The 18193-nt window shown below is 60.9% G+C and carries 20 protein-coding genes, 1 tRNA gene and 1 pseudogene; 13 read left to right on the plus strand and 9 right to left on the minus strand.

Going from position 1 to position 18193, the window contains the following annotated elements; all coding sequences use genetic code 11:
* Positions 1-3: 3 nt before the first annotated feature.
* Both mazG and ACT53S_RS15765 read right to left on the minus strand, forming a co-directional pair.
* Positions 4-837, minus strand: a complete 834-nt coding sequence (mazG, locus tag ACT53S_RS15760; RefSeq protein WP_476067682.1) for a nucleoside triphosphate pyrophosphohydrolase — start codon at positions 835-837, stop codon at positions 4-6.
* 19 nt (positions 838-856) lie between these two features.
* A complete protein-coding gene (locus ACT53S_RS15765) occupies positions 857-1444 on the minus strand; it encodes a deaminase (RefSeq protein ID WP_476067683.1) in 588 nt (195 codons plus the stop codon).
* 267 nt (positions 1445-1711) lie between these two features.
* Between ACT53S_RS15765 and cysG the strand changes: the two genes are divergently transcribed.
* From cysG to ACT53S_RS15790, 5 genes are all read left to right on the plus strand, one after another.
* Positions 1712-3154 (plus strand): siroheme synthase CysG, encoded by a 1443-nt coding sequence (gene cysG, locus ACT53S_RS15770; RefSeq protein WP_476067684.1) that lies wholly within the window; start codon positions 1712-1714, stop codon positions 3152-3154.
* A 2-nt stretch (positions 3155-3156) separates the two neighbouring features.
* A complete protein-coding gene (locus ACT53S_RS15775; protein ID WP_136540786.1) occupies positions 3157-3471 on the plus strand; it encodes a DUF2849 domain-containing protein in 315 nt (104 codons plus the stop codon).
* A 15-nt stretch (positions 3472-3486) separates the two neighbouring features.
* Positions 3487-5160, plus strand: a complete 1674-nt coding sequence (locus tag ACT53S_RS15780) for a nitrite/sulfite reductase (RefSeq protein WP_476067685.1) — start codon at positions 3487-3489, stop codon at positions 5158-5160.
* Between the two features lie 13 nt (positions 5161-5173).
* Positions 5174-5686 (plus strand): DUF934 domain-containing protein, encoded by a 513-nt coding sequence (locus ACT53S_RS15785; protein WP_113377543.1) that lies wholly within the window; start codon positions 5174-5176, stop codon positions 5684-5686.
* A 170-nt stretch (positions 5687-5856) separates the two neighbouring features.
* Entirely contained in the window at positions 5857-6669 is an 813-nt protein-coding gene (locus tag ACT53S_RS15790) for a ferredoxin--NADP reductase (protein ID WP_476067686.1), read from the plus strand.
* A 68-nt stretch (positions 6670-6737) separates the two neighbouring features.
* Here the strand turns inward: ACT53S_RS15790 and ACT53S_RS15795 are convergent, their stop codons facing one another.
* From ACT53S_RS15795 to ACT53S_RS15810, 4 genes are all read right to left on the minus strand, one after another.
* Positions 6738-7943, minus strand: coding sequence for an ABC transporter permease (locus ACT53S_RS15795; RefSeq protein ID WP_142069020.1), 1206 nt, complete (start codon positions 7941-7943; stop codon positions 6738-6740).
* Positions 7933-8649, minus strand: coding sequence for an ABC transporter ATP-binding protein (locus ACT53S_RS15800; RefSeq protein ID WP_476067687.1), 717 nt, complete (start codon positions 8647-8649; stop codon positions 7933-7935). Before ACT53S_RS15800 ends, ACT53S_RS15795 begins: the two co-directional genes overlap by 11 nt.
* A 10-nt stretch (positions 8650-8659) precedes the next feature.
* On the minus strand, positions 8660-9940 hold the full coding sequence (locus ACT53S_RS15805; protein WP_476067688.1) for an efflux RND transporter periplasmic adaptor subunit: 1281 nt from the start codon (positions 9938-9940) through the stop codon (positions 8660-8662).
* 187 nt (positions 9941-10127) lie between these two features.
* Positions 10128-10493, minus strand: a complete 366-nt coding sequence (locus tag ACT53S_RS15810) for a VanZ family protein (protein ID WP_113377547.1) — start codon at positions 10491-10493, stop codon at positions 10128-10130.
* A 303-nt stretch (positions 10494-10796) separates the two neighbouring features.
* Here ACT53S_RS15810 and ACT53S_RS15815 point away from each other — a divergent pair, with 303 nt between their 5' ends.
* The 5 genes and pseudogenes from ACT53S_RS15815 to ACT53S_RS15835 all read left to right on the plus strand — a co-directional run bounded on the left by ACT53S_RS15815 (position 10797) and on the right by ACT53S_RS15835 (position 13005).
* Positions 10797-10994, plus strand: a complete 198-nt coding sequence (locus ACT53S_RS15815) for a hypothetical protein (RefSeq protein WP_476067689.1) — start codon at positions 10797-10799, stop codon at positions 10992-10994.
* 12 nt (positions 10995-11006) lie between these two features.
* Positions 11007-11144: a hypothetical protein gene (locus ACT53S_RS15820; RefSeq protein WP_162750530.1), complete on the plus strand. Its 138-nt coding sequence runs from the start codon at positions 11007-11009 to the stop codon at positions 11142-11144.
* Positions 11145-11194: 50 nt separating this feature from the next.
* Positions 11195-11474, plus strand: a pseudogene (locus ACT53S_RS15825) (alkanesulfonate monooxygenase); the annotation flags it as partial.
* 43 nt (positions 11475-11517) lie between these two features.
* Entirely contained in the window at positions 11518-12060 is a 543-nt protein-coding gene (locus tag ACT53S_RS15830; RefSeq protein WP_476067690.1) for a flavin reductase family protein, read from the plus strand.
* A gap of 90 nt (positions 12061-12150) precedes the next feature.
* Positions 12151-13005, plus strand: coding sequence for a hypothetical protein (locus tag ACT53S_RS15835; protein ID WP_476067691.1), 855 nt, complete (start codon positions 12151-12153; stop codon positions 13003-13005).
* Between the two features lie 56 nt (positions 13006-13061).
* Here ACT53S_RS15835 and ACT53S_RS15840 read toward each other — a convergent pair whose 3' ends face one another.
* A complete protein-coding gene (locus ACT53S_RS15840; protein WP_476067692.1) occupies positions 13062-13508 on the minus strand; it encodes an RrF2 family transcriptional regulator in 447 nt (148 codons plus the stop codon).
* 510 nt (positions 13509-14018) lie between these two features.
* A tRNA-Lys gene (locus ACT53S_RS15845) sits at positions 14019-14094 on the minus strand.
* Positions 14095-14278: 184 nt separating this feature from the next.
* Between ACT53S_RS15845 and ACT53S_RS15850 the strand changes: the two genes are divergently transcribed.
* Both ACT53S_RS15850 and ACT53S_RS15855 read left to right on the plus strand, forming a co-directional pair.
* The gene (locus ACT53S_RS15850; RefSeq protein ID WP_142068992.1) at positions 14279-15025 is read left to right on the plus strand and encodes a cytochrome c biogenesis CcdA family protein; all 747 of its coding nucleotides are present in this window, start codon (positions 14279-14281) and stop codon (positions 15023-15025) included.
* 41 nt (positions 15026-15066) lie between these two features.
* On the plus strand, positions 15067-16029 hold the full coding sequence (locus ACT53S_RS15855) for an AEC family transporter (protein WP_476067693.1): 963 nt from the start codon (positions 15067-15069) through the stop codon (positions 16027-16029).
* Here ACT53S_RS15855 and ACT53S_RS15860 read toward each other — a convergent pair.
* Positions 16006-17211 (minus strand): UbiH/UbiF family hydroxylase, encoded by a 1206-nt coding sequence (locus tag ACT53S_RS15860; RefSeq protein ID WP_476067694.1) that lies wholly within the window; start codon positions 17209-17211, stop codon positions 16006-16008. The genes ACT53S_RS15855 and ACT53S_RS15860 overlap by 24 nt on opposite strands.
* A 191-nt stretch (positions 17212-17402) precedes the next feature.
* Here ACT53S_RS15860 and pcsA point away from each other — a divergent pair, with 191 nt between their 5' ends.
* Positions 17403-18131: a phosphatidylcholine synthase gene (gene pcsA / locus ACT53S_RS15865; protein ID WP_113377555.1), complete on the plus strand. Its 729-nt coding sequence runs from the start codon at positions 17403-17405 to the stop codon at positions 18129-18131.
* Positions 18132-18193: the final 62 nt, after the last annotated feature.

The following is an 18193-nucleotide window of genomic DNA, read 5'->3' on the forward strand; positions in this document are numbered from 1 at the left end:
GCGTCAACCGATTTGTCGTTGGATGAGTTTGGCCGCCTGCCACAGCTCTTCCATACGCTCCAGCGAAGCCGCCTCTAGAGTCTCACCTGACGCTTCAAGAAATGTCTCTATATAGTTGAATCGATTCCGAAACTTCGTGTTCGTTCCGCGCAAAGCCTGCTCTGGTTCTGCACCCACATGCCGGCCGATATTCACCAGCGCGAAGATCAGGTCGCCGAGTTCGTCCTTCACCTTGTCCGGCCGGTTCTCGGCCAGCGCCTCGCGCAATTCGTCGATTTCCTCCTCGATCTTGTCGAGGATGGGGGCCGCCTCCGACCAGTCGAAACCGATCTTGGCCGCACGCTCCTGCAGCTTCAAGGCTTCGGTCAAAGCGGGGAAGGACCGCTGTACCGAGCCGAGATAGCCGGTGTCGGGATCTGCTGCCGAGCCACGGGCGGCCCGGCGTGCGAGACGCTCGGCCTTTTCCTGCTGCTTGATCGTGTCCCACTGGGCTTTCACCGCCTCCGGCGTGTCGGCATCGGAGCCGGCGAAGACATGCGGATGACGACGGATCATTTTGCGGGTGATCGCCTCGACCACGTCGCCGAACGTAAAGAGACCTTCCTCTTCGGCGATGCGGGCATGAAAGACGACCTGCAGCAACAGGTCACCCAGCTCCTCGCAGAGATCGTCCGGGTCCTTGCGCTCGATCGCGTCGGCCACCTCATAGGCCTCCTCGATCGTATAGGGTTTTATCGTCTCGAAGGTCTGGACGATGTCCCAGGGGCAGCCCGTCTCGGGCTGACGCAGCGCCGCCATGATCTCAAGCAAGCGATTGATGTCCTTGGAGGCTTCCATGATGGTCCTGTCTGATCGCTCAGTTGAGCGGAATGTCGTTGTCGCCCTTGGACGACTGATAGGCCTCCGAAAGACGGTCATATTCCGCCTTGATCCGGCTAACCTGCTCGAAAAGTGCGGGGCGTTCGGCGTCGTCGGCGGACGCCACCATTTCGATCATCGCATGGCTGAGCCAGAAGGCGTTCTGCCGGCGATAGCCGCCCGGCTCGAGGCCGAAGACTTCCTTGAGGATCTTCAGGTCATGCGGGATGGCAAAGGCGTCGCGGCTGTCTTCATGGCTGAAGAAATAATAGAAATTGTCGAACCCCGCCCAGGTGATCGCCGACATGCACATGGTGCAGGGTTCGTGCGTCGAGAGAAAGATCAGATCCTTGGTATTGGGTCGCTCGCCCTGCTCGTAGAAGCGTTTCAGCGTATGGACTTCGCCATGCCAGAGCGGGTTTTCCAGCTCGTTGTTCGTTTCGGCGAGAACAAGCGACAGGTCCGACTTGTGAAGGATCGCGGCACCGAAGACCTTGTTGCCATTGGCGACGCCTTTGGCGGTCAGCGGCAGGATGTCATGTTCGATCACGTCGAGCAGGCGACGGGTAAGGTGTAGGCTTGTCACGATCGGGGCGCTCCGCTGTTGTGCGGCGCGATCCTAGCGCCAGCCGGGCAGGCCTCGAAAGCAAAATGATTGCCTGTCTTCAACTTTTTGAGGCTCAGCGCATCGGATCTTCACTGAATTTGTGGAGAATTATACTTCGGTGACTTTTGCTCGCAAGGGCGAGATGACTAGGAAAGAAATACCTGCAGCACGAGGGGATGGGATTTATGTTTCTTCAAATTCGGTGCGCCGCCAGCGATAGTGTGACCCACTGAAACAGGATGATTCATGGCACAGCAGGACAAACAGCTTTCGGTCTTCCCGGCCTTTTTCAAGGTCGAGAACGAGGTCGCCGCCGTTTTTGGAAACGGTGACGAGGCCTATGCCAAGGCGCGCCTGCTGAAGAACACCGAGGCTCGCATTGTCGCGTATGCCGATTCCCCGGAAGCCGACTACGCCGCCTTCCTGGCTGCAAACGCCATCGAGCAGATCGCCGAACCTTTCGATCCTTCGCAAGTTCAGGGCGCGCGGCTGGTCTTCGCGGCAACAGGCGAGGGCGCTCTCGACCGCGAGATCGTGGCCGCCGCCCGCGTGGCCCGGATCCCGGCCAATGCCGTGGATCAGCCTGATTACTGCGATTTCTACACGCCGGCCCTCGTCAACCGCGCCCCGATCGCTGTCGCCATCGGCACCGAAGGCGTTGGTCCGGTTCTCGCACAGATGATCCGCGCCGATATCGACCGACTGCTGCCACGCTCGCTCGGCAAACTCGGACGCCTTGCCAATTCCTACCGCCGCGCCGTTGATCGTCTCGTGCCGCGCGGTGCGCCGCGCCGGCTGTTCTGGCGCGATTTCTTCAAGGGCAAGGTCGCCGATCACGTCGAGGCCGACGAGATCAGCCTGGCCCGCCGTGAAGCCACCCGCCTGTTGAAGGGCGTTGCTGCCGATCGGGTCGAAGGTCGCGTTTTCCTCGTCGGTGCCGGCCCGGGCGCCGAAGACCTGCTGACGCTGCGCGCCCATCGCCTGATGATGGAATGCGACGTCATCGTCTATGACGCGCTGGTGCCGCGCGAAGTGGTCGATATGGGCCGCCGTGATGCCGAGCGCATTCCCGTCGGCAAGCGCAAGGGCTGTCATTCGAAGTCTCAAGAACAAATCAATGCGCTGCTCGTCGAGCTTGGCCATGCCGGCAAGCGTGTCGTCCGTCTGAAGTCGGGTGATCCACTGGTGTTTGGTCGTGCCGGCGAAGAGATGGCGGCGCTCCGCGATGCAGGCATTGCCTACGAGATTGTACCCGGCGTGACCTCGGCACTCGCCGCCGCCGCAGACTTCGAACTGCCGCTGACGCTGCGCGGCGTGTCCTCGTCGCTGGTCTTCACGACCGGCCACGATTTGCAGGGTAATGTGCTGCCGGATTGGGCGCGGCTCGCACTGTCGGGCGCAACCGTTGCCGTCTATATGGGCCGTACGGTCGCAGCCTCCGTCGCCGAGCGGCTGATGGCGGGCGGCCTCGCCGAGGACACGACGGTTGCCGTTGTCGAGAATGCCGGGCGTCGTGACAGCCGTCTGCTGCACGGCACGCTCAAGGAATTACCGGGACTGGAGGCTCGCACGGAGCTGACCGGCCCGGTCATGGTCATCATCGGCGACGCTGTCGCCGGCGCCGATTTCAGCCGCTCCGAACCGCTCGGCGCGCATGTCTCGGCTGAACTGGAAACTGCAAGGATTTGACGATGGTAGACAAGGTTCTCACAGCAAACCGCCTGACCGACGGCATCGCCGTCTGGCTCGATGCCAATGGCCAGTGGACCGAGCGTCTGCAGGAAGCCTTTGTCGCCCGCCATGCCGAAGCGGTCGAAGCTCTGGAAGCTGCCGGCAAGCAGGCTTTTGCCAGCAACCTCGTCGTTGACGTCAATGTCATCGAGATCGAGGAAAAGGATGGCAAGCTGCGCCCCTTGCGCCTGCGCGAGCGCATTCGTGCGGAAGGCCCGACCATTGCATATGCCGAGGGTCACGGTTATGCCGATCCCGCATTCATCGCCGCCTGAGGCTTGAGGTAACAGATGTATCGTTATGACGAATTCGACCACGCCTTCGTATCGGCGCGCGTAGAACAGTTCCGCGACCAGGTCGCCCGCCGCCTATCAGGTGAGTTGGCGGAGGACGCCTTCAAACCGCTGCGCCTGATGAACGGCGTCTATCTCCAGCTCCACGCCTACATGCTGCGTGTTGCCATCCCTTATGGCACGCTGAATTCGAAGCAGATGCGCATGCTGGCCCATATCGCCCGCAAATACGACCGCGGTTATGGCCACTTCACCACCCGCCAGAACATCCAGTACAACTGGCCGAAGCTCTCGGACACGCCCGACATCCTGACCGATCTCGCAAGCGTCGAGATGCATGCCATCCAGACCTCCGGCAACTGCATCCGCAACGTGACCGCCGACCATTTTGCCGGTGCTGCTGCCGACGAAGTCGCCGATCCGCGTCCCTATGCCGAGATCCTGCGCCAGTGGTCCTCGCTGCATCCGGAATTCTCCTTCCTGCCGCGCAAGTTCAAGATCGCCGTCACCGGCGCCGAGAAGGACCGCGCCGCCATCCAGGTGCATGACATCGGTCTGCATCTGAAGAAGAATGAAGCTGGTGAACTCGGCTTTGCCGTCTATGTCGGCGGTGGCCAGGGCCGCACCCCGCTGATCGCCAAGAAGATCCGCGACTTCCTGCCGGAAGCCGACCTTCTGACCTACATCACCGCGATCGTGCGCGTGTACAATCTGCATGGCCGTCGCGACAACAAGTACAAGGCCCGCATCAAGATCCTCGTGCACGAAACCGGTGTCGAAGAACTGACGCGTCAGGTGGAAGCCGAATTCGCCGAGATCCGCGACAGCGAACTGAAGCTGCCGGAAGGCGATATCCGCGCCATAGAGACCTATTTCGCCCCCCCGGCACTCGCTGCCCGCGCCGATGGCTGGGATGCACTTGCCCGTGCGCAAAAGGCTGATGCGGCCTTTGCTGCCTGGGTGCGTCACAACGTCCAAGAACATCGTCACCCGGATTATGCCATGGTGACGATCTCGCTGAAGCCGATCGGTGGCACGCCGGGCGATGCCTCGGACGCGCAGATGGATCTGGTGGCCGACCTCGCCGAGACCTATGCTTTCGACGAAATCCGCGTCAGCCACGAGCAGAACCTCATCCTGCCGCATGTCGCCAAGGGTGATCTCTATCCGCTCTATCAGGCGCTGGAGAAGGCCGGCCTCGCGACCGCCAATTCCAACCTCATCACCGACATGATTGCCTGTCCCGGCTTGGACTACTGCGCGCTTGCCAATGCCCGTTCGATCCCGGTCGCCCAGGCGATCTCCGAGCGCTTTGGCTCCCTGGAGCGTCAGCAGGAGATCGGCGAACTCAAGATCAAGATCTCCGGCTGCATCAATGCCTGCGGCCACCACCATGTCGGCCATATCGGCTTGCTGGGTGTCGAGAAGAAGGGTGCCGAACTCTACCAGATCACGCTTGGCGGTTCCGGCGACGAGAACTCCTCGATCGGGGAAATCATCGGTCGCGGCTTCGAGCCGGAAAAGGTAACCGACGCGGTCGAGACGATCGTCGACACCTATCTCGGCCTGCGCCTTGATCCGAAGGAAACTTTTCTTGACGCCTATCGCCGCGTCGGCCCCAAGCCGTTCAAGGACGCGCTTTATGGCAACGCTTCTGTCGAAGCCGCGTGAGACTGGAAGAAGTATGACCAAGATCTGGAAAGAAACCGGTTTCGTCGATGGCGACATCTGGGTGACCGAAACGGAGGAGCGCAAGGCGGGCGAGGGCGAGAAGGCCCTGCTGCCGCTCGAGGCCTTCCTGGAAGCCGTCGCCGAAACCAACGATGTCGGTCTCGGCGTGGTGATCGCACCGGCTGACGACGTAACGAAGCTTGAGGCCCATCTAGACCGCATCGCCCTGATCGCGGTCGCCTTCCCGGCCTTCAATGACGGCCGTGGCTTCAGCCATGCCACGCTGCTGCGCGAGCGCCTCGGCTATGCCGGCGAACTGCGCGCCGTCGGCGACGTGCTGATCGACCAGGTGCCGTTGATGCTGCGCACCGGCTTCGACAGCTTCGCCGTGACCAACCCCGTCGCCCAGCGGCGGCTTGCTGATAACTGTCTCATGGGCGTTGCCCAGCGCTACCAGCCGACGGCCCGTGCATCGGAAGCCGCCGGCGGCTTCAGCTGGCGTCGCCTCGGCTCCACTGGCGCCTGAGACATATATAAATCGCTATCAAAGGGCGGCAAATTGACCTCGGTCAAGGTTGCCGCCTTCGCTTTAACGGATATCTCGGCTGCGAAATGCGCATGCCGGCTGAATTGTGGAATGGGACGGTCTGGATTATAGGCTCTTCCCAATCGACTGAACGATAGGACCGACAGCCTATGAATGCTCCTGTGAAGACCGACAACGCCGAACTGATCGTGCCCGAAGGCGTCTATGCCGAAACGGTTCTGAGCGTCACGCACTACACCGACCGCCTGTTCCGCTTCCGTATGACCCGCCCTGCCGGCTTCCGCTTCCGCTCGGGCGAGTTTGCGATGATCGGCCTGATGGTCGAGGGCAAGCCGATTTACCGCGCCTATTCGATCGCGAGCCCCTCCTGGGACGAGGAACTCGAGTTCTTCTCGATCAAGGTTCCCGATGGCCCGCTGACCCAGCACCTGCAGCGCATCCAGCCGGGTGACAAGGTGCTGATGCGCAAGAAGCCGACCGGCACGCTGGTGCTCGACGCGCTGACCCCCGGCAAGCGCCTCTACATGTTCTCGACCGGCACTGGCATTGCGCCTTTCGCCAGCCTGATCCGCGACCCCGAGACCTATGAGAAGTTCGAGGAAGTCATCCTCACCCATACCTGCCGCGACGTGGCGGAACTGAAATACGGCTTCGATCTGGTTGAGGAAATCAGGAACCACGAATTCCTGGCCGAAGTCGTCGGCGACAAGCTGAAGCACTACGCAACGGTGACCCGCGAAGACTTCCCCTTCAAGGGCCGCATCACCGACCTGATCGAGAACGGCAAGCTGTTCACCGATCTCGGCGTGCCGGCGCTCGACCCCGCCATTGATCGCGGCATGATCTGCGGCTCGACAGCCATGCTGAAGGACACCAAGGAACTCCTGGAAAAGGCAGGCCTGACCGAGGGCGCCAACAACAAGCCGGCCGAGTTCGTCATCGAGCGCGCCTTTGTCGGCTGATTTAGCAACATCTAGCTTCTCAGACGCCCGGCTAATGCCGGGCGTTTTTCGTTCTGGGGAAGCGCTTCTCACTCATGCCTGAGAGCGTCTATCGGGTTCATTTGCGCGGCCCGACGGGCCGGGAAATAACCGAAGACCATCCCGATCGCGGCCGAGAAGGCAAAGGCGAGCAGGATTACCGAGGGACTGGCGACGAACGGAACGGACAGAAGGCTGACTGCGCCGTAGGCGATCCCGAGGCCGAGTGCGATGCCGACGATCCCGCCGAACACTGATAGCGTCACGGCCTCCACCAGGAACTGCATCAACACCTGACGTTCGACGGCGCCGATCGCAAGGCGAATGCCGATTTCGCGTGTCCGCTCGGTGACGGAAACGAGCATGATGTTCATGATCCCGATACCGCCGACGAGCAGGGAGACAGCGGCGACCGCGCCCAGCAGTCCGGTCATGAGTGTCGTCGTCCCCGTCAGTGTGGCCGCCATCTGCGTCATGTCATTGACGGTAAAATCGTCATCCCGGCCCGCGACGATCTTGCGGCGTTCCCGCAGCAATCGCTCCACATCGGCCTGAACCTTTGCCGTCGACACCCCGTTCTCCGCCGACAGCATGATGCTGGACACATCGGTCGATCCGCCGATCCGTCGCTGGAAGACCTTGAGGGGCATCATCACCACGTCATCCTGATCGTTGCCCATGCCGCTCTGGCCTTTCTTTGCCAGAACGCCGATGACCTCGCATGCGACATTACCGACGCGGATGGTCTGCCCGACCGCAGGGGTGGAGCCGAAGAGCCGCAGGCGGACCGTTTCCCCGACCAGGCAAACGGCCTGACCGCCGCGCTCCTCGGACGCGAGAAAGCCGCGCCCGTCGGCAAGCGTCCAGTCTTGGGCAACGAGGTAGTCGGCACCGGACCCGATGATCGAGCTCTGCCGGCTCTGCCCGCCCGATATCACCGTCTGGCTGGACTGGTTGATCGGCGCCACCGCACGCAAGCCACCGATCTGATCACGGATCGCTTCGACATCGCGGATGGTAAATTTCTTCGCATCGGTCGAGGCTCGCCCGGGACCGAACTGGCCCGGCCTGACAAAGAGCAGGTTTGTCCCGAGCTTGGAGATTTCGGACGTGACCTGCGCCGTTGTGCCGTTGCCGATTGTCACCATGGCGATAACCGCCGCAACCCCGATCACGACGCCCAGGACGGTTAGGAAGGACCGGAGCAAATTGCGTCTTATCGCCCGCAGCGCGAGCTTCAGCGTTTCACCGAACATGGGTGGTCGCCTCCCGGGCGGCACTGTCGGACTGGATATGTCCGTCGACGAAACGCAGATTGCGTTTGGCATAGGCCGCGATGTCGTCTTCATGCGTCACCATGATGACGGTGATTCCATTGTCCCGGTTGAGCGAGGTGATCAACTCCATGATCTCCCGGCTCGTCTTGGTATCGAGGTTCCCCGTCGGCTCGTCTGCCAGCAGTACGGCTGGGTCGGTAACGATGGCACGCGCGATTGCGACGCGCTGCTGCTGGCCGCCGGATAGCTCCTGCGTCGTGTGATTCTCGCGCCCGGCAAGCCCGACCTGCGCGAGTGCGCGCCGGGCCCGAGCCCTTCGCTCTCCGGCCTCCATACCGCGATAGACCAGCGGCAGTTCCACATTCTCGACCGCTGATGTCCGGGCGAGCAGGTTGAAGCCCTGGAACACGAAACCGAGCATGTGTCGGCGCAGCAGCGTATACTGTTCCCGCGCGAAGCCGGTGGTGTCGATGCCGTCGAAGAGATAGTGGCCTGATGTCGGTACATCGAGGCATCCGAGAATGTTCATCGCCGTAGACTTGCCGGAACCCGACGGCCCCATGATGGCAACGAATTCGTGCTTCTCGATCACCAGATCGACGCAATCAAGCGCACGGATCGTTGCTTCACCCATGCCGTAGAGTCGGGAGACTTGCCGGAACTCAATGAGCGGGGGAGATGCCACGGGCCCGACCTCAGCTCTTCTTAAGGGTGGAATCGGTAATGACCTTGTCACCGGCTTTAACGTCGCCTTTCGTGACGACCGTGTTTTGTCCGTCGCTTGGGCCGATCTCGATATTGATGGCAACAGGTTGCCCATCCCGCAGGAGCCAGATTGTCCGTTCGCTTCCCTTTGGTTCCGGAGCGCTCACGGGGGCCATCCGTGGCGGTCGAAAGAGACTGAAGACACCGCTGCCGCCGCCGGCATTTGCGTCCGCAGAGGTTTGCGGCGGGGCATAACGAAGGGCGGCGTTCGGCACGAGCAGTCCCCCTTTGATCGCCTGCACGACGATGTCGGCTGTCGCCGTCATGCCCTGACGCAGCAGCAGGTCGTCGTTGCGCACCGAGAGTATCCCCTTGTAGGTCACGACGTCATTCACTGTTTCGGCGGCATAGCGGACCGATGTGATCGTTGCGGGAAAGCGTTTGTCGGGAAAAGCATCGACCGTGAACGTCGCGGTCTGGCCAACTGAGACCTGACCGACATCCGCCTCGTCGATCGAGACCTGCAGTTCCATCTGGCGCAGGTCGCCGGCAAGCGTGAACAGCGTCGGGGCCTCGAGCGAGGCCGCAACCGTCGCGCCGCTGTCGACATTGCGCGACAACACGATCCCGTCGATCGGGGAAACGATGGTAGCCTTGGAAAGAGATAGCTTCGCCTGTTCGAGGGCCGCTTCGGCCGAGATAACGTCTGCCTCCGCGCTCTGCCGGGCCGCCTGTGCTGCCTGATAGGTAAACTCCGCCGTATCCAGATCTTGCTGGGTCGAGACACGACTGCTGACCAGTGACGTTAGACGGTCGAGCTTGGCCTTGGCGGATTTCTCGTCGGCACGTGCCTTGGAGACGGCTGCCTGCGACGAAGCGAGTGCCGCCTCCTTGGCTTTCGAATCGGCCGAAAGCTTGTCGGTGTCGAGGCGCGCCAGGACGTCGCCCTTCTTCACTTCGCTGTTAAAGTCGACAAGCACGTCGCGCACAGTGCCGGATTGTTCGCTCGAGACATCGACTTGCACCGTGGGTTCGACCGAACCGGTCGCGGTGACCACGACCGTCACATCGCCAGGCTTCAGCTCGGCCGTCGTGTAGGAATAGGAGGGCCCGCCGCTCGTGAAGACATAGGCGAAATAACCGCCAGCCAGGAGAATGACGAGACTTAGGATCCTGAGGCCCCAGCGGGGCCGTTTGCGCGCCGCGCCGGACAAGAGCATCTTCAGGTCTTTGTTATCGGGCTCAAGCCCGGTCTTGTCAGCATCGCTCACGTCGTTTTTCCTGTCATGGCGTCCGGACGACCATGGCGCACCCGGTGTCTTGGGTGGTTGATCGACGTCAAAGCCTAGCGTTTGCCCTTAAGACGCTAGATAGCGGCTTCGTCGAAAAACCCTAGTGAAAGCTTGGTAAGGTTTGTCCTTGCGAGCACATCCCGGAAAGGGCCGCACGATCGTCCGCTCACGATGACTTGCTGCGCATCCAGACGATCATCACGCAGCGCATCGCGGCAATACCGACGAGGGCGCCCGCAGACTTCACCAGAGCGTCGCTGAAGCTCGGATGTCGGCTGGGAGAGAGGAACTGTGTCGATTCGATTGCGAAGGCACCGCCGACGAGAAAGATCGCGATCGCCAGCCATTGCCTGGGATAGGCCAGTGCAAACAGCGCGCCAACGGCAGCAAAGGCAAGCGCGCGATCGGCGTTGGGCGGCAACATCGCATGGGGCCGCAGTCCGATCGGCACCACGGTTGCGGCGATGCACAGTGCGAGCAGCAGCCAGGCAGAGAGTTTGATCCAGCGGGCGTGGGGGAGGTGAGGGCGCATCTGTCCGTGTTAGGCGCCGGAGCCGGCCAACGCAATGGCCAAGCGCCACAAGAGCGTGTGAAGGTTGGGAAGCGAGTGTTCTGTCTGGACTGACTGATGACGTCTTTTGATCTGCGGCTCCCGCAATCTTGCGAAAGAGGTATGGCCGTTCCCTGGACGGAATGTGCGCTCTGGACGCACGAAGCGGAACCGAATTTGCCGAAAATTCGGCCAATATAGAATACTAATTTGGTAGATTATGTTGACTGGAGGGGCGATCGCGGCAAAACTGTGACGGTAACGGCTGAGAAGGAGGAACATGACATGCCCATCGGCTTCAATCTGTTTTCGTTTGATTTCTTCGAAGCATTCCGGCGCGGCCAGCAGGACGCGGCTTCGTTCGACCCTGACAGTGACGCCCCGGCGTCCCGTGCCAAGGATGACGGAGCCGATGACGAGGATGCCCGTCGCCGCGCCGCTGATCAGGCCTTTTGGGGTCTGGGCTATTTTCCGGTTCTGTGAGGGAGGTCAATCATGGCTTATGTCGGCTATCCGCTGAAGCGGACGACGTCGGATACTTCGTCGAAACGCTGGAGCGTGGACCGCATCGCAGGTAGGGTCGCGCTGACGGCATCTCTGCTTTTCGTCGCGATCGCAATCTTTGGTCTTTGATGGCATGCACGGCTCGGCGCTTGGTGGGCGAGATGCAAAAACGAGAATGAGCAAGCATCGGTCTGGTGCGCTCGGGTGCTGGAACAGCTCTTGTCGACTCTCCCAAAACGGTTGCTGCCCCGTCTTCGGGACTACCAGGAACTCAGAACCGATACGGTCATTGCCTCTGGTTACCCGCATCTCGAAGAAGCCTATCGGGTGTCCGAACTCCTGTTCCCCGAAATCGGCCTGCCCGGTTCGCACGGTCAGCTCCGTTCGTCCTTCGGTGAACACCAGGTCTTCGGCGGCGGTGGTCATGGCGGCAACGTAAAAACCGCATCTGCGAGCTGATTTTCAAACCCTGTACGATTATAATTCCTCGAAAGTACGACGAATGACAATTCAGACTGCACATCTGTTGAACCTGCGGGCTGATCCCACGATTGAGCCGGGATTGGAAGTTGATCCGCAGTCCCTCAAGGGAGCCCTCCGCCAGTTGGCTGGGGGGGTGTCGATTATCACGACGGGCGTTGGCCAGGAACGGACAGGCGCCACCGTGACATCAGCAACCGCGTTGTCCGTTCATCCGCCCCGCATGTTGGTCTCCCTCAACAAGACGTCGTCCACCTGGCCCGTCTTGCACAAATACGGGACATTCGCTGTGAATGTTGCTGGCGCACATCACGAGCAACTCGCCAACCAGTTTGCCGGAATGGGTGGACTGAAAGGTGCCGAACGCTACAATGGCGCCGATTGGACCAGTCTCGTGTCTGGAGCACCGATATTGGCGGACGCGGTTGCTGCCATCGATTGCGAACTGGAGGAAGCGATCGAACGACACAGTCACGTGCTGATCATCGGCCGCGTGCTCGCCATTCGCTCCAACGAAGGTCTGTCGCTAGCTTATGTCAACGGTGGCTATCATCGTCTCGATTGAGCCGGCTCGGTCAAATGGCGATGACCAAGCTTGATTGTTGCCGCGAGTTGAAATGCGTTTCGGATCAACGCTTACAGGAGAGCTGAGGCAATGGGTTCCATCACGCAGTTGAACGACAAGCTCCGGACGGTCCCGCAGCCGCTGGTGTCCGACGATCAAGCTCGCGCCGCTATCCAAGAGCTGTCAACCTTAGGCGGCGACCTCGATCTTCTGGATGTTGCGGCGAGGAGGGGGCTCCTCGCCATCTCGGTCCCGAGCGATTTTGGCGGTGCCGACCTTCCGAACGAATTGGTCGCGGATCTGCTGACAACGGTCGCGCGCAGGTCCCGCGAGGCGGCACGCGGCGCCATGTCCCATTTCGTGGCTATGGAACTGATCCGATCGTCTGGTACGGCGGAGCAGCGGCGGGGGATCTACAATCGTGTTCTGATCGGGGAACGGTTTGCCCACGTCGGTTTCGACTTCCCGGACATGAGCAGCAGCGTCGATGGCATCGGCCTGCGGCTGAAATGGCCAGATGGGAAGGTTCCTGATTTCGGGCAGGATTGGACGGTCCTCCCGACAGTCGATGAGCGATCAAGGAGAGGGATCGCCGTCATTCCGGCGGCTTCGATGTCCCGGGCCGACGATGGTTCCGATCTACACCTGCCGGGGGATAACGTCCTGGTCTCGGCGGGGGACGGCGAGCCTGTCGCGCGTGCCATCGAGGTTCTGCTGAAAGCCTCGTCCACCCTCGGTGCACTTACGACGGCAACCGACACGCGTCGCCAACCTCAGTCGGTCGAGCAAGATACCATTCTCGCAGAACTCTTCGTGGCGATGGTTGCCAGGGTCTCGACGACCATCGATGGCCTGCAGGTCGGCTCGGTTTCTGCCGATCTATCGAGCCTGCAGCGATCCGTGCTGGCCTTGCAGGATCTCAACCGCAGGGCAGGGGTGGTCTAGTCGGCAAACGCCACAAACCGTCTGGCGCCACAAAAGAGCCGTCGTGCACGGCAGGGTTACTCGCCCGCGACGAGCTCCGCAGCCTGGTTTTCCTTGGCGACGAATTCTTCGAGCGACATGTTGTCGAGGATGGTGGCGATCGCGTCGCGAACTTCCGTCATGGACAGCCGCACCTGACAGGTTTCGGGTTCGGCACAATCTTCACAGGCTTCAAAGGCTGTTCGGCTTGCGCAGCGGATCGGAGCCAGCGGCCCATCAAGGGCGCGGATGACCTGACCTATTCTGATATCCGATGCAGGCTTCGAGAGCGAGTATCCGCCATTTGGCCCCTTCTTGGAGCGCAAGATGCCGGTATTTCGCAACTCTAGCAGAATGGTGTCCAGAAACTTCTTCGGAATGTTGTTGCGGACCGCGATCTCTGTGACGAAAGAGGTTTCACCTGGCCCCAGCCGAGCAAGGTCGACCAGAGCCTTGAGTCCGTACTTACCTTTTTTCGTGAGCATTCTGCAGCCTGGATGGTTCGCGTGCGGTAAATGAGTACTATCATTCCCTAGTTAGTAAATAGTTTTTAGAGGATTGCTTCTCAAGATTTCCTGTCAGGTTCCGCTAAAGTTTCCGGCTTTTTTCGGCCGCACGTTGCAAATTGGCCGATTGGTTCCGGGTTGAACGCCCTGGAAATGCTAGCGCGGAAGCCGCGACCAGAGCGCCGGGCGGTCGCCAGGTCCTATTGGCGCTGTGTTCAAAGAGAGAGAGCTAATCGACTCATCGCCTTCTATAAGCACGCGGATATAGGCAGAGGCCGTCACCAGCATGTTGAGCTGTGGCGCTCGAGTTCGGTCGTTGTCTTGTCCAATGATCGAACGGCTCAGCCAGAATTCAGCGAATCGAGTTTGCCTGTGGAGATAGAGCGGTTTTCATGGCGCGAACGCCATGCTGTGTCTCTGGTCGGTCAGAGCACATGAAGTGTGACGCAACTTTCCAGCAATGTATAAAAGAAAACTCTGATTTTTGTGTGGTGAGAGCGCAGGGATTCGAACCCTGGACCTACTGATTAAAAGTCAGTTGCTCTACCGGCTGAGCTACGCTCTCCCGCGCGGTTTGGGCCGCCTTCAGAAGTGCGCGGAACATAGGCAGGTGACCCCACCGGGTCAACCGCAAAAATGCACCTTCCGACGCAATTTTGAGCGGAATTGTCACAGCCAACACAAAGGTGATTGGCAAGGCGGCGGGTGCGGGATTACTTAGGCGCCGATCCGGACCGCAGGAGCATCAGGTGTCGATTGCCGAAATTTCCTTTCTGAGTGCCCTTTTTGCCGGTGCCCTGTCGTTCCTGTCCCCCTGTGTCCTGCCTCTGGTGCCGCCGTATCTGTGTTACATGGCGGGTATCTCCGTCGACCAGTTTCGCAGCGGCGCAGAGGCCGAAAATGCTTCGGCGCGCCGTGCTGTCTTCCTCACCTCTTTGGTCTTCACGCTCGGCTTTGCCACCGTCTTCGTCGCCCTCGGCGCCGGTGCCTCGACCATCGGCGGCATGCTGCGCCAGCATATGGACCTCTTGTCGAAGATTGGTGGCGTCATCATCATCGTCATGGGGCTAAACTTCTTAGGCGTGTTTCGACTCGGCCTCTTGTCGTCGGAATACCGCTTTTCGGGGGGAGGAAAGCCTGCCACATTGTCGGGTGCCTATGTGATGGGCCTCGCTTTCGCCTTCGGTTGGACGCCCTGCATCGGACCCGTTCTTGGCGCGATCCTTGGCGTGGCGGCGTCGAAAGAGACGGTCGGAGACGGCGCGCTTCTGCTCGCGATCTATTCGCTGGGCCTCGCGGTGCCGTTCTGGATCGCCGCAGGCTTTTCCGGCGCTTTCATGCGCTTCCTGACCCGTTTTCGTCGCCATCTCGGGCTTGTGGAAAAGGTCATGGGCGGTTTGCTCGTCCTGACGGGTCTCGCCTTCATCTTCGGCTATGTCTCGGACATGGCAATCTGGTTTCAGCAGACCTTCCCAATCCTGTCGCAAATCGGCTAAGTCCAGCGCAGGCGCAGGCGGGCGCCCTGGAGGAAAAGCCGATGGCGGATATCGTCGCACTGGTACTGCCGTTTTTCGGCCTGATCCTGATCGGCTACATGTCGGGGCGGCTTGGCGACCATTCGGCCCAGGCTCTTGGTTGGCTCAATTTCTTCGTGATCTATGTCAGCCTGCCCGCCCTGTTCTTCAAGCTCGTCTCAAGGACGCCCATCGAACAGCTGACGCGGGTCGATTTCATTGCCGCCTGCCTGGCGGCGACCTACACCATCTTCACGCTGGTGTTTCTCATCGGTCGCTATGTTCGCGGTAACACCATCGCCGAATCGACCGTGCAGGCCCTGGCGGGCGCCTATGGCAACATCGGTTACATGGGCCCCGGTCTGGCACTGCTTGCCTTCGGAGAGAACGCGGCTGTTCCCGTCGCGCTGATCTTCTGTTTCGAGAACGCTGCACATTTTATCGCAGCACCCGCCCTCATGGCCTTTGCCGGGGGCGATGACCGTCCGCCGGCACGGCTTGCCCTCGATGTCGGAAAGAAGATTCTCACCCATCCCTTCATCATCGCAACGCTGGTCGGTTTCCTCGCTGCCGCCCTGGCCGTCGAGCCGCCGGTCGCGCTGCAACGCCTCGTCGACTATCTCGCCCAGTCCGCCGCCCCTTGTGCGCTTTTTGCCATGGGCGTGACCCTGGCGCTTCGCCCTCTGAAGCGCATACCCGTAGAGATCGGCTATATCGTGCCGATCAAGCTCGCGATCCACCCTGTGCTGGTCTATCTCGTCCTGAGTGCGGTGGGCAATTTCGACCCGCTTTGGGTCTATACCGCGATCCTGCTGGCAGCACTGCCGACCGCCACGAACGTCTTCGTCATCGGCCAGCAATATGGCGTGTGGCAGGAGCGGGCGTCAGCGACCATTCTGATCACGACCGTCATTTCGGTCTTCTCGGTCTCGGCCCTCCTCTTTGCCATCAAGGGCGGATTGTTACCGCCTGATCTTTTCCCGTAACATCGTCGGCAGGCTCTTGAGGCCGCGTCCAGGGGCTACGCCTTCCTGCATGACGAGGTTGCGCAGGGGCGCAACGCTTGCCAAAACCTGGAGCCCGGCGGCGCGCAGCATCTGCACGGGCAGCAGCGAGGACAAGAGGGAGCGGTTGAGAAGGTCGACGCTGGCGGTGCGGCTGGCAATGTCCAGCCGCCGACGGGCGTGGAATCGATCGCCACTGTTCGCAGCGATCGGCGCCGATTGCCGGTCGAGGAGAATATCTTCCAGCGCTGCGATGTCGCGCAGGCTCAGGTTGAGACCCTGAGCCCCGATCGGTGGGAAGGCATGGCCCGCCTCGCCGACAAAGGCGGCGCGTCCCTTGCCGTAATGCACGGCGGTCATCCCCGAGAGAGGCCAGCCCTGTACGCCGTCTTCCACGGTGACCTTGCCCAGCATCGATTGCATGCGCGTTTCCACCTCGGTGGAAAGCTTGCCCACGTCCAGCGCGAGAAGACGCTCGGCTTCTTTCGGCGTGACAACCCATACGAGGCTCGAACGCAAACCGGGTAGAGGCACCTGAGTGAATGGCCCCGACTCGGTGTGGAATTCGGTCGAGATGTCCTGATGCGGCAGGGTGTGGCCAAAATTCAGAACGACCGCCGTCTGCGGGTAGGACCAGGTCTTGACGCTCACCCCGGCGCTCTCCCGGGTCTTCGAGCGTCGTCCATCGGCGCCGATGACGAAATCCGCAACGATCTCGTCACCGCCGGACAGGACGATTCGAACATCGGCGTCACGGACAGCGATGGTGTCGGCACTCTCCCCAACCCGCTGAATGAGTGGCTCGGCAGCAATGGCCTTCGCGAGACTTTTGATCAGCGCCGAATTCGGGATGTTGTATCCGAAGGCTGGCAGGTCGATTTCGGCGCTGCGGAAGGCAACGGTTGGTGCGCGAAGCAGGCGTTTCGTCCCGTCGATGATCTGCATGGTCCGAAGGGCAGCGGCCTCCGTTTGCAGGGCGTCCCAAAGCCCGAGCCGCGCCATCATGTCCAGTGACTGATGCATCAGCGCCGTGGTGCGCCGGTCGGTGCCATCCGGTTCAGGTCCGACCAGTGCGACGCGGCGCCCGCCGCGGGCCATGGCAATCGCGGCGATCTGGCCTGCCGGACCAGCACCGATAACGGCGATGTCGACTCTGTGCTGCATCTTGTTCGTTCCTGTGTTGTCGTCCTGTCTATCTATGCCGACACTCCGGTGAAATCCATGGGCCCAAATGGCGCAGCCGGACGAGGAAAGCCACGGTCGAAAACCGGGCATAGCAGGCAAGGCTTGTTGCAAATGACGTCAATTCGGTCGATACCGAAGTTCGCCAAAGGATGGGTGGACGTGGAGCCGGCATGAAGATCTTCAACTACAAGCGCGTGCCCTATGCCGAAATTCGAGCCTTCTCGGTGCATATGCTGACGGCATCAGGGTCCTTTCTCGCCTTCCTCGGCGTGGTCGCCGCCGGCGAGCGCCGCTTCGTGGACATGTTCTGGTGGCTCGGTTTGGCGCTGCTCGTTGACGGGATCGATGGCCCGATCGCCCGCAAGGTTCGCGTGAAGGAAGTCTTGCCCAATTGGTCCGGCGACACGCTCGACAACATCATCGACTATGTCACCTACGTGCTTTTGCCGGCCTTTGCGCTCTACCAGAGCGGCATGATTGGCGAGCCATGGTCCTTTGTTGCCGCAGGCCTGATCGTCGTCTCGAGCGCCATTTATTACGCGGATATGGGCATGAAGACGGACGAATATTTCTTCTCCGGCTTCCCGGTGGTCTGGAACATGGTGATCTTCACGCTCTTCGTCATCCATGCGAGCGCAACGACCGCGCTCGTGGTCGTGCTGCTCTCCGTCTTCCTGACGTTCCTGCCGATCCATTTTCTCCACCCGGTGCGGGTTAAGCGACTGCGGCCGCTCAATCTTGCGGTATTCTTCCTGTGGTGCGGCTTCGCCGGTTATGCCCTGCTCCTGCATTTCGAAACGCCCACATGGGTCGTTGCGGGCACCATCGTCACCGGCATCTATCTTTATGTCATCGGCGGCATCCTTCAGCTTTTTCCACAGCTTGGGCGCGCGCGCTGAGGCGGCGCTGCACTCGGCTGCGTAAAACCAAAAAAAACTTCTGCCTATATATTGTGCGCTGC

The sequence above is a fragment of the Allorhizobium sp. DMC15 genome, from assembly GCF_056314065.1.

Coding starts and splice junctions, on each gene's coding strand:
- mazG (WP_476067682.1), bottom strand. CDS start 837: ATGGAAGCCTCCAAGGACATCAATCGCTTGCTTGAGATCATGGCGGCG.
- cysG (WP_476067684.1), top strand. CDS start 1,712: ATGGCACAGCAGGACAAACAGCTTTCGGTCTTCCCGGCCTTTTTCAAG.
- ACT53S_RS15775 (WP_136540786.1), top strand. CDS start 3,157: ATGGTAGACAAGGTTCTCACAGCAAACCGCCTGACCGACGGCATCGCC.
- ACT53S_RS15780 (WP_476067685.1), top strand. CDS start 3,487: ATGTATCGTTATGACGAATTCGACCACGCCTTCGTATCGGCGCGCGTA.
- ACT53S_RS15785 (WP_113377543.1), top strand. CDS start 5,174: ATGACCAAGATCTGGAAAGAAACCGGTTTCGTCGATGGCGACATCTGG.
- ACT53S_RS15790 (WP_476067686.1), top strand. CDS start 5,857: ATGAATGCTCCTGTGAAGACCGACAACGCCGAACTGATCGTGCCCGAA.
- ACT53S_RS15795 (WP_142069020.1), bottom strand. CDS start 7,943: ATGTTCGGTGAAACGCTGAAGCTCGCGCTGCGGGCGATAAGACGCAAT.
- ACT53S_RS15810 (WP_113377547.1), bottom strand. CDS start 10,493: ATGCGCCCTCACCTCCCCCACGCCCGCTGGATCAAACTCTCTGCCTGG.
- ACT53S_RS15815 (WP_476067689.1), top strand. CDS start 10,797: ATGCCCATCGGCTTCAATCTGTTTTCGTTTGATTTCTTCGAAGCATTC.
- ACT53S_RS15820 (WP_162750530.1), top strand. CDS start 11,007: ATGGCTTATGTCGGCTATCCGCTGAAGCGGACGACGTCGGATACTTCG.
- ACT53S_RS15830 (WP_476067690.1), top strand. CDS start 11,518: ATGACAATTCAGACTGCACATCTGTTGAACCTGCGGGCTGATCCCACG.
- ACT53S_RS15835 (WP_476067691.1), top strand. CDS start 12,151: ATGGGTTCCATCACGCAGTTGAACGACAAGCTCCGGACGGTCCCGCAG.
- ACT53S_RS15840 (WP_476067692.1), bottom strand. CDS start 13,508: ATGCTCACGAAAAAAGGTAAGTACGGACTCAAGGCTCTGGTCGACCTT.
- ACT53S_RS15855 (WP_476067693.1), top strand. CDS start 15,067: ATGGCGGATATCGTCGCACTGGTACTGCCGTTTTTCGGCCTGATCCTG.
- ACT53S_RS15860 (WP_476067694.1), bottom strand. CDS start 17,211: ATGCAGCACAGAGTCGACATCGCCGTTATCGGTGCTGGTCCGGCAGGC.
- pcsA (WP_113377555.1), top strand. CDS start 17,403: ATGAAGATCTTCAACTACAAGCGCGTGCCCTATGCCGAAATTCGAGCC.